We start from the raw sequence: 7,418 nt of genomic DNA, 5'->3' as shown, positions 1-7,418 counted from the left end.
TCGGACACGCCGCACTACGCCCTGAACACGGGCGCACTACGCCGAGCGTGTGGAGGGCGAGGACGGCTTCGAGCTTTGCTCCCGTCAGTGCTCCGACGTTTGTGATGCCGCTCCCTTCGACTTTCCCTAGAGACTGCATCATCGTTCCTGCTTTGTCCTTGAGCGTAAGCGTCATCTGCTCGCAAGTTTTTTTGCCGAGACCTTTGATTTTGCTCAATGCGGCCTTGTTTTCGCTTGCAATCATGTTTAAAAGGTCGGACGGAGTCACTCCGCTCAAAATGCGTTGGGCCATCTTTGGACCGACACCGTTCACGCTCAAAAGCATCAGGAACAGGTCTTTCTCGGTCGTGTCGGCGAATCCGAAAAGCGTCATGGAATCTTCGCGTACAACGAGGTTCGTATGTAACGTAACCTCGACCCCTTCTTCGGGGAGCTTTCCCGCCGTGTAGGCTGAAATGTTGATGCCATAACCAACGCCCGCACATTCCACAATGACAAATGTAGGGGATTTCTGTACTAAAATGCCACGGATTCGCTCGATCATGATTTCTCCTATTAGCCTGCTTTGTGCACTTTTGAGCTACTGCACAAATATACAGTTTTTTGAAGGAAATGTCAAGTCATTTTATACGCCAACCCTGGGTTAGCAAAACTTTCCCAATCCGTCAGCCCATCGAAACCTGCAAATTCACCTCGGAAATGCTGTTTTTAGGCTATTTTGGCCATTTTGACCGCCGCAGCATAACCGTAGCAGGTTCGCAAACATACAGCCAAGCTTGACAGAGCACGCCAAGAAACCGCAGCCAATTTACAGCCAATAAAGATTTTTAACGCAGCAATACGGAAAGGCTTGACAGAGCCATTTTTGTGGCTCTGTCAAGTCATTTTATACGGTTCCGTTGTCATAGCAAAAAAAGTCAGTTTCGTAAGCCCCTCCGAAGCTGTTTATTCACTACAGAATTTAGGTTATTTTGGCCATTTCCGATTTCCATAGCAGGATCGTGACCATACTGCCAAGCTTGACAGAGCCGATAAACTATATTTGTAAAAATCTTTATATAAGAGTGTCTTATGTCATTGATGAATTCTTGGTGTGGAAAAATATCTTTGTGTGGCTGCGTAACAGCTATGGCAATTTCTGGTTTGCTTTTGCTTGCTGCTTGTGGTGGTGACAGCAACTCTAGTGGTCCAAGCAATGGTGTTGAACCAACCAAAGAGACCAAAAGCATCGACATTACGGTAGCGACATTTGAAGAGTTGCCTGTCTGTACAGATAAACGTGAAGGTGTGACGGCCTATGTAAAAGATGAAAAGACTGCTTATACTTGCATCGATGGAGACTGGACGCTGGCAGATCGCTTCATTATAGGGGAATCGTTTGATGATTTGCCTGTTTGTACTGAAAAGCGCAAGAGGGCTACCGCCTACATTAAAGATGAAAAAACTACCTACACCTGTATCGACCAAAACTGGACTGTGGTAGATGGATGGAGTTGGGATGTCCCTAAAGAATTGCGATTCAACTCGGATATTACCTATGGCACTATAACAGACAGTCGAGACAAGAAGGTCTACAAAACCATAAAGATTGGTGACCAAAATTGGATGGCTGAAAATCTGAACTACGCCGACAGTACGAAAACTCCGAGTTTATTGGAACGCAACTGGTGCTATGACAATAAGGAGGAAAACTGTAATGTTGCGGGGCGCCTTTATACTTGGGCTGCGGCTATTGATTCGGTGAAACTTCCGACCGATGCCGACAACCCGCAGGAATGTGGTCACGGCAAGACTTGTAGGCTTCCTGCGAATTTGCAGGGAATTTGCCCTGATGGCTGGCACTTGCCGACGAATGCGGAATGGGACATCTTGTTTACTGAAGTTGGAGGACGGTCAACGGCCGGTAAGGTTCTCAAGTCTCAGTCGGGTTGGGCTGATGGTGGTAATGGTACTGATGGCATGGGTTTTTCTGGACTTCCTGCAGGTAACAGGCATGGCAGTTTCTCTAGTGATGGCAAATACGCCTGTTTCTGGAGTGCCGCCGAGTATGATCGCTATGAAGGTTACTTTATGGACTTGGAATCCGACGATGACGGTGCGTATCTGAGCAGCAAAGATAAGGGTCGCGGGTATTCTGTTCGTTGTCTAGAAAACAATCCTAAAGGGGCCAGTGGCGAACAGAGCTGTTCTGCGATTTTGGGGGAGACTAATAGATGGAGTTGGGATGTTCCTAAAAAATGTCGCTTCAATCCAGAAATTTCCTATGGCACAATGACTGACTCTCGCGATAATAAGGTCTACAAGACTGTAAAAATTGGCAACCAAATATGGATGGCCGAAAACCTGAACTACGCCGATAGCACGAAAACTCCGAGTCTGTTGAAAAGCAACTGGTGCTCTGAAAACGAACCGAAAAACTGTGCCGTGGTGGGTCGCTTTTACTCCTGGGCGGCGGCAATTGACTCTGTTATGTTAAACGATGGTGGCAACGGCGTAGACTGCGGTTTCGGCAAAACCTGTACGATTCCAGCGAAGGTGCAGGGCATTTGCCCTGACGGATGGCATCTGCCGACGCAAACTGAATGGAAAATTCTGATAACCAAAGTCGGTGATGATTCAACGGCAGGCAAGATTCTCAAGTCGCAGACTGGCTGGAATCTTGGTGGCAATGGTATGGATACGTTTGGCTTCTCTGCGATTCCTGCTGGCTACAAAATTGGCAAAGACCTTTTCAGCATTGGTTTCGATACCAAATTCTGGAGCGCCTCTGAAAATGATAGCAATGGTGCTTATAGCTTGTATTTAGTTTATGAGGATGATGGTGCACGCCTGGTTGGCTCCTATAAGGCTGATGGTTTTTATGTTCGTTGCTTGAAGGATTAGTCGTAGGCTCGTTCTATACGCCCATCATTGGCTAACAAAAATTTCCCAATCCGTCAGCCCATCGAAATCTGCGAATTCATACCAAAAATGTTAGGTTGTTTTGACCGCCGCAGCATAACCGTAGCGGGTTCGCGACTATACGAAAAAGCTTGACAGAGCCCGCCAAGAAACCGCAGCCAATTTACAGCCAATAAAGATTTTTAACGCAGCAATACGGAAAGGCTTGACAGAGCCTTTTTGAAGGAAATGTCAAGTCAAACTGTATTTTTTTACAATGCTGCGGTCATGCCGAATATTGGTTGTTGCCCTACTCTAAGTCATCAAAGTCTTCTAATTCAGATGGGTCAATATCTGGCCTACCGTAATTAGGAGGTCGATAGGGACCGGGACGAGGCGTGCTTAGTGTAAAGCCAGCGTCATCTCTAATACGCTGACGGATAGGTTCAAAACGGTCACTCTGGATGGATCTTTGCATGAACGATGCATAATCTTCAATAGCTTTGTGAACCTTATTGAATGTCGGACGCAAAGCTTTACGCTTGCTTTCCACACGTGAAGTCGGCAACTGACGAGCTAGATCCAAGGCAAGAACCTGAACAGAGTCGAACTGGCCCTGCATTGCATCGAAAGCCTGACGGGCGCTGTCGCGAGAAGCAACACGCACAATCGGCTGTTCCGTGCGCTCTATAGCCTGAGTCAAAGCTTCAAGGACATTCTGGTAGTTTTTCTTCAAGAAGTAGCCGTAACCCATCACGAGATATGCTTCAGGCACGTGAAAGGATTCCGGAAGGTTAGAAATAATCCACTTGGCCGGCTTGATAGCTTCGTCCGGCTTGTTGACCTTGAGAAAGCACCATGCAATACCGAGCATAGCTTCGCCGAACACTGGAGATTCCTTATGGACCTGGAGATACATCCGAGCGGCAGCTGCAATGTCCGGCTTTTCGGCAGAGAAGAGTAGGTGGCCGAGCTTCACCTTAGCCGCATTCTGAGTGTCGCGTTCGGACTTGTTGGAAACCGGCTGTTCCGTAATAGTGCGGAAACAATTTTCGGCTTCGTCAAACTTGTTCATACGGCTGTAAGCGATACCCATGGTATAGCGAGCGTAGAGGTAGTTGGCGTTACCCGGAAGGATAGAAGCGAGCAGATCAATGGATTCCTGATAGAGGCCCTGTTCGAACTTGATCTGGCCGGCAATGTAGTCTGCATCAATCTTTGCATCACTTTTGCTGAAATTCTGAACGATGTACTGGTACTTGGCCATTGCTTCCGAGTACTTACCTTCCTTATAGTCGATGTTCATCAACTGGAAGTGAAACTTGGCGAGTAGGTCACTCTGCGGATAGCGCTTGATTGCGTCTTCGTAGATGGACTTCGCAGCCTTGTGCATACGGAGGTTTTCAAAGGACTTTGCCATGTAGAAAGCAGCCTCGTCCGCCAAGCGGAATTTCGGGTACTTGGTCTGGATTTTTCCGAAAGCGTATGCAGCATCCAAAAACTGACGGTTTAAATAAAGATTTATAGCTGCATGGAATACATCGAGGGGATCCGTTTCAAAGATTCCTGTTGGGTCCTCATACATCCAAGTGTTACTACCATATTCGGGAGACCAGTCATCCTGCTGATACTTACTCGACGTGTAGGAGAACTCTGCAAACAAAGATGTGCAGGCTACGGCAAGTCCGAGAGCGAATGTCTTGATGAATCTAGTACGCGACGTCATTTAATCTACGCTTGAAAAACTCTTCTATAAAACCGACCTTTTCAATATACATTATTTTGTATAGATTCACAAGCGATTGGGGTTAGACAGCCTCAAAATCAAAATGTCCGGGCCATAAACCATCTAGCAAAGTTTTTCGAAAGTTTCTATTTTTACAAGAAATTTGGGGATTCATTCGCTAGATAAAGGAGGAAATCATGAAAAAAATGATTTCGTTGGCAATGTTCTTATTCTTTGCGGTTGTCGCCGCTGCTTAAAATTATACTTCGCAAAAGATTAATCAAATTGTTGTGGAAGGCAAACTTGAACAGACTGTGTTTGCGGGCGAAAATATTGAGACGATTCGAATTCTGTATGAAAATACTGGCTTCGGTGAGAATTACGATCCTGAATATAAAGAAGGATCGACAAGTTGACTGATAATTTTGGCTTGACGAAAAGGTGGACTAAAGGCCCTATTTGTGAAATTTCTGGACAGATGAGAAAAGATATTGCCGCCGGTACGTACAATGCTTATATCGTAGTCAAAGACGATGAAGGCAATTTAGCCAAGACCGAATTTACATTTATAGTGAAGGAAAAACCGATTCCTTCGATCTCTTTAGAGTTGAGTGGTCGTAGCGGTGAAGCGGACCTTATTGTGCTTTCTGTCATTGGTCCCGAAAATCAAGCGAGTGCCAAAGCAACGATTGAAGTAATTCCAGCGACTATGACGTTCGATCTCGTTGAAGGTCGCGATAATCAGACGGTTGTTGCTGGCCAAGATATTGCTCCGATTGTCTATCAGTACAGCCACATGTATTCTGTGAAGGGGAATGTTCCTGCTAATTTGAAGGTGGAACAAGATAAAGAAAAGAAGCAAGTTAAGATTTCTGGAACGATTGATCCTGAATCGGCAACCCATGAATATACTTATACGTTCGAATTGACGGATTATTATGAAAACACAAAGACCGTGACGGGCAAGATTAATGTCGTTGCCTCGTCATCCTCGACCCCGATCGAGGATCTATTGAGCAGTTCTGCGATGTCTTCGGGCAGCGATCATTTTTTGAATATCGTTGCCGCCATGCCGAGTTTCGTGTTCAGTTACGCCAACAACGAACTGACGGTCGTATCGCCGAATTCCGCCATGGTTCGCGTGCAGGTGTTCGACCTCATGGGTCATGTGGTAGAAACGTTCACCGAATCGGCCACTTCTGTGAAGAACTTCAGTCTTGCATACCTGACTAAGGGTAACTATGTAGTGCGTATCGAAAGTGCTCACGCTGTTCGTTTGGCAAAAATTATTGTGAAATAATCGAAATTTGATAACATCTCACTTTCTGCTAATATTTAGTATAAATTCACCTTAACCTTATACACAATTGCTCGACGGTGCGATTCCAGCAATAAGAATGTTGCGACAACGTTTTTGGTCGTGCCGTTAGAAAAACTCGCTTTGCCGTAGTAGGTGTTGTTTGATTTCTTGTTAATGCTGACTGCGGTGCATTCGATGGGATCTTTATTGAGGATTTCTTCGTTGATGTAAGATTTCGCTTCGTCTTCCATCCAGCCGTACCCGCTTGTGGCTGGGCCTGCAATAATCGCGGTAAGGATACTTGCGCAGACCATAATTACGCCTACAGCTCGGAGTAAAAATTTTGCCGCATCATGCCCGGAACCCTTGAATAATTTGGCAGATTGCTTGAAAATCATGCAGAATGATAAAATCAAGACAAATTCTGCTATGCCTCCCTTTGCGGTTTTGAGCAGTTCCCAGCCTATGAGGTAGTGCTCCCATACTGTTTTGGCGCAAATGGCGATGAGCACAATCCAGATGCAGAACAAAAGCAGTGCTTTCAGGGGATTCTTCTTGAAGTCCGCGCACCATTTCTCGGCTTTGAGAACGTCGTCCTCGTCGTTGGAATCCGCAGTGTTATTTTTAGAGTTGTTCAAAAATGACATTGCTTAAATATGTTGTTAGCATCCGACATCTTGGTTGTCATCTGCATCGGAGGATATGTCGGAGGATGTTTCTGCGGTTGCGTCAGCGGAAACATCGGTGGGGGAGGCGGCGGTGCAACACGCCGGCTTATCGGCAAGCAATCCGAATACTTGCCCTTTCACGAGCCAGCTCACGCCAAAGAACGTGAGCGCAATCGTTTCGACTACGAAAATTTTTGCAGAAAACTCGATCGGCAGAAGTAGCAAAATTAAAGTGGAAAACATCCCGATTCCGCAAACTTTGTAAATGATGTTCCTGATTCTTTTTTGCGGAGTGTTGCTTTCGCCGAGCGTAAATAGGAAAATGCTATTGATGGCCAAAAGCAAGAAAAACAGGACGGCGGCGGTGCAGTGAATTTTGTCTGAAACGCTCACGGGTAATTGGAAAAATCCGACCGTCCCTTTCGCAAGCGAACAATCGCAAGGGAATACGACAACCATCAAACCGAAAATGCCGGATATGGTCGTCACCAGCTCGTCTTTCCAGTCGTAGCCTTTGTAGCACATCAGTACGATTGCCGCCGTCGTGAGAATCCCTGTCAGCGAGGGGGTTAAGTAATACGTCGCCGATATGGACAACGTTTCCCAGAAGTCGTCGGGAATAGCTTCTGGTTTTGCTTTTGCAACGATGCTGGCTCCGACCAGTGCAATCCAGGGGAGGATCATTCCTAAGAATCCCGCCAAATTACGGATTCTTTTCAGCCAAGATTCCGCACAACGTTTTGTAATGACAATTTCTTCTTCGCACATAAAAATATTTTGTTTTAAATTATTCCTTTTCGAATATAGCATAATTTTGGAATGTCAAGTCGAAAAAATGGAGCAA

The 7,418-nt window shown here is 45.9% G+C and carries 6 protein-coding genes; 2 read left to right on the top strand and 4 right to left on the bottom strand.

Annotated elements, in window-relative coordinates; genetic code table 11:
• Positions 1 to 544 (bottom strand): Holliday junction branch migration protein RuvA (gene ruvA, locus IKG78_RS11340; protein ID WP_290943469.1); only part of this gene is annotated, 544 nt, incomplete at its 3' end.
• Positions 545 to 1,071: 527 nt separating this feature from the next.
• Here ruvA and IKG78_RS11335 point away from each other — a divergent pair.
• Complete coding sequence (locus IKG78_RS11335; RefSeq protein WP_290943467.1) at positions 1,072 to 2,883, top strand: fibrobacter succinogenes major paralogous domain-containing protein; 1,812 nt, start codon at positions 1,072 to 1,074, stop codon at positions 2,881 to 2,883.
• Positions 2,884 to 3,190: 307 nt separating this feature from the next.
• Here IKG78_RS11335 and IKG78_RS11330 read toward each other — a convergent pair whose 3' ends face one another.
• Positions 3,191 to 4,606 (bottom strand): tetratricopeptide repeat protein, encoded by a 1,416-nt coding sequence (locus tag IKG78_RS11330; protein WP_290943464.1) that lies wholly within the window; start codon positions 4,604 to 4,606, stop codon positions 3,191 to 3,193.
• A 478-nt stretch (positions 4,607 to 5,084) separates the two neighbouring features.
• Between IKG78_RS11330 and IKG78_RS11325 the strand changes: the two genes are divergently transcribed.
• Positions 5,085 to 5,906 carry a T9SS type A sorting domain-containing protein gene (locus tag IKG78_RS11325; protein WP_290943462.1) on the top strand — a complete coding sequence of 274 codons (822 nt, stop codon included), beginning with the start codon at positions 5,085 to 5,087 and terminating at the stop codon, positions 5,904 to 5,906.
• Between the two features lie 35 nt (positions 5,907 to 5,941).
• On the opposite strand, the gene IKG78_RS11320 is transcribed toward IKG78_RS11325, so the two are convergent.
• Both IKG78_RS11320 and IKG78_RS11315 read right to left on the bottom strand, forming a co-directional pair.
• Entirely contained in the window at positions 5,942 to 6,544 is a 603-nt protein-coding gene (locus IKG78_RS11320) for a hypothetical protein (protein WP_290943460.1), read from the bottom strand.
• A gap of 24 nt (positions 6,545 to 6,568) precedes the next feature.
• A complete protein-coding gene (locus IKG78_RS11315; protein ID WP_290943458.1) occupies positions 6,569 to 7,342 on the bottom strand; it encodes a hypothetical protein in 774 nt (257 codons plus the stop codon).
• Positions 7,343 to 7,418 lie beyond the last annotated feature (76 nt).

Source organism: Fibrobacter sp. (genome assembly GCF_017545445.1).
Classification (GTDB): Bacteria; Fibrobacterota; Fibrobacteria; order Fibrobacterales; family Fibrobacteraceae; genus Fibrobacter.
The sequence above is the reverse complement of the archived record's forward strand: the minus strand, read 5'-3'. Positions and strand labels throughout refer to the sequence as shown.

Bases quoted from the DNA above. Each gene is read 5' to 3' on its own strand.
- IKG78_RS11315 (WP_290943458.1), bottom strand. From the start codon at position 7,342: ATGTGCGAAGAAGAAATTGTCATTACAAAACGTTGTGCGGAATCTTGG.
- IKG78_RS11325 (WP_290943462.1), top strand. From the start codon at position 5,085: ATGAGAAAAGATATTGCCGCCGGTACGTACAATGCTTATATCGTAGTC.
- IKG78_RS11335 (WP_290943467.1), top strand. From the start codon at position 1,072: ATGTCATTGATGAATTCTTGGTGTGGAAAAATATCTTTGTGTGGCTGC.
- IKG78_RS11330 (WP_290943464.1), bottom strand. From the start codon at position 4,606: ATGACGTCGCGTACTAGATTCATCAAGACATTCGCTCTCGGACTTGCC.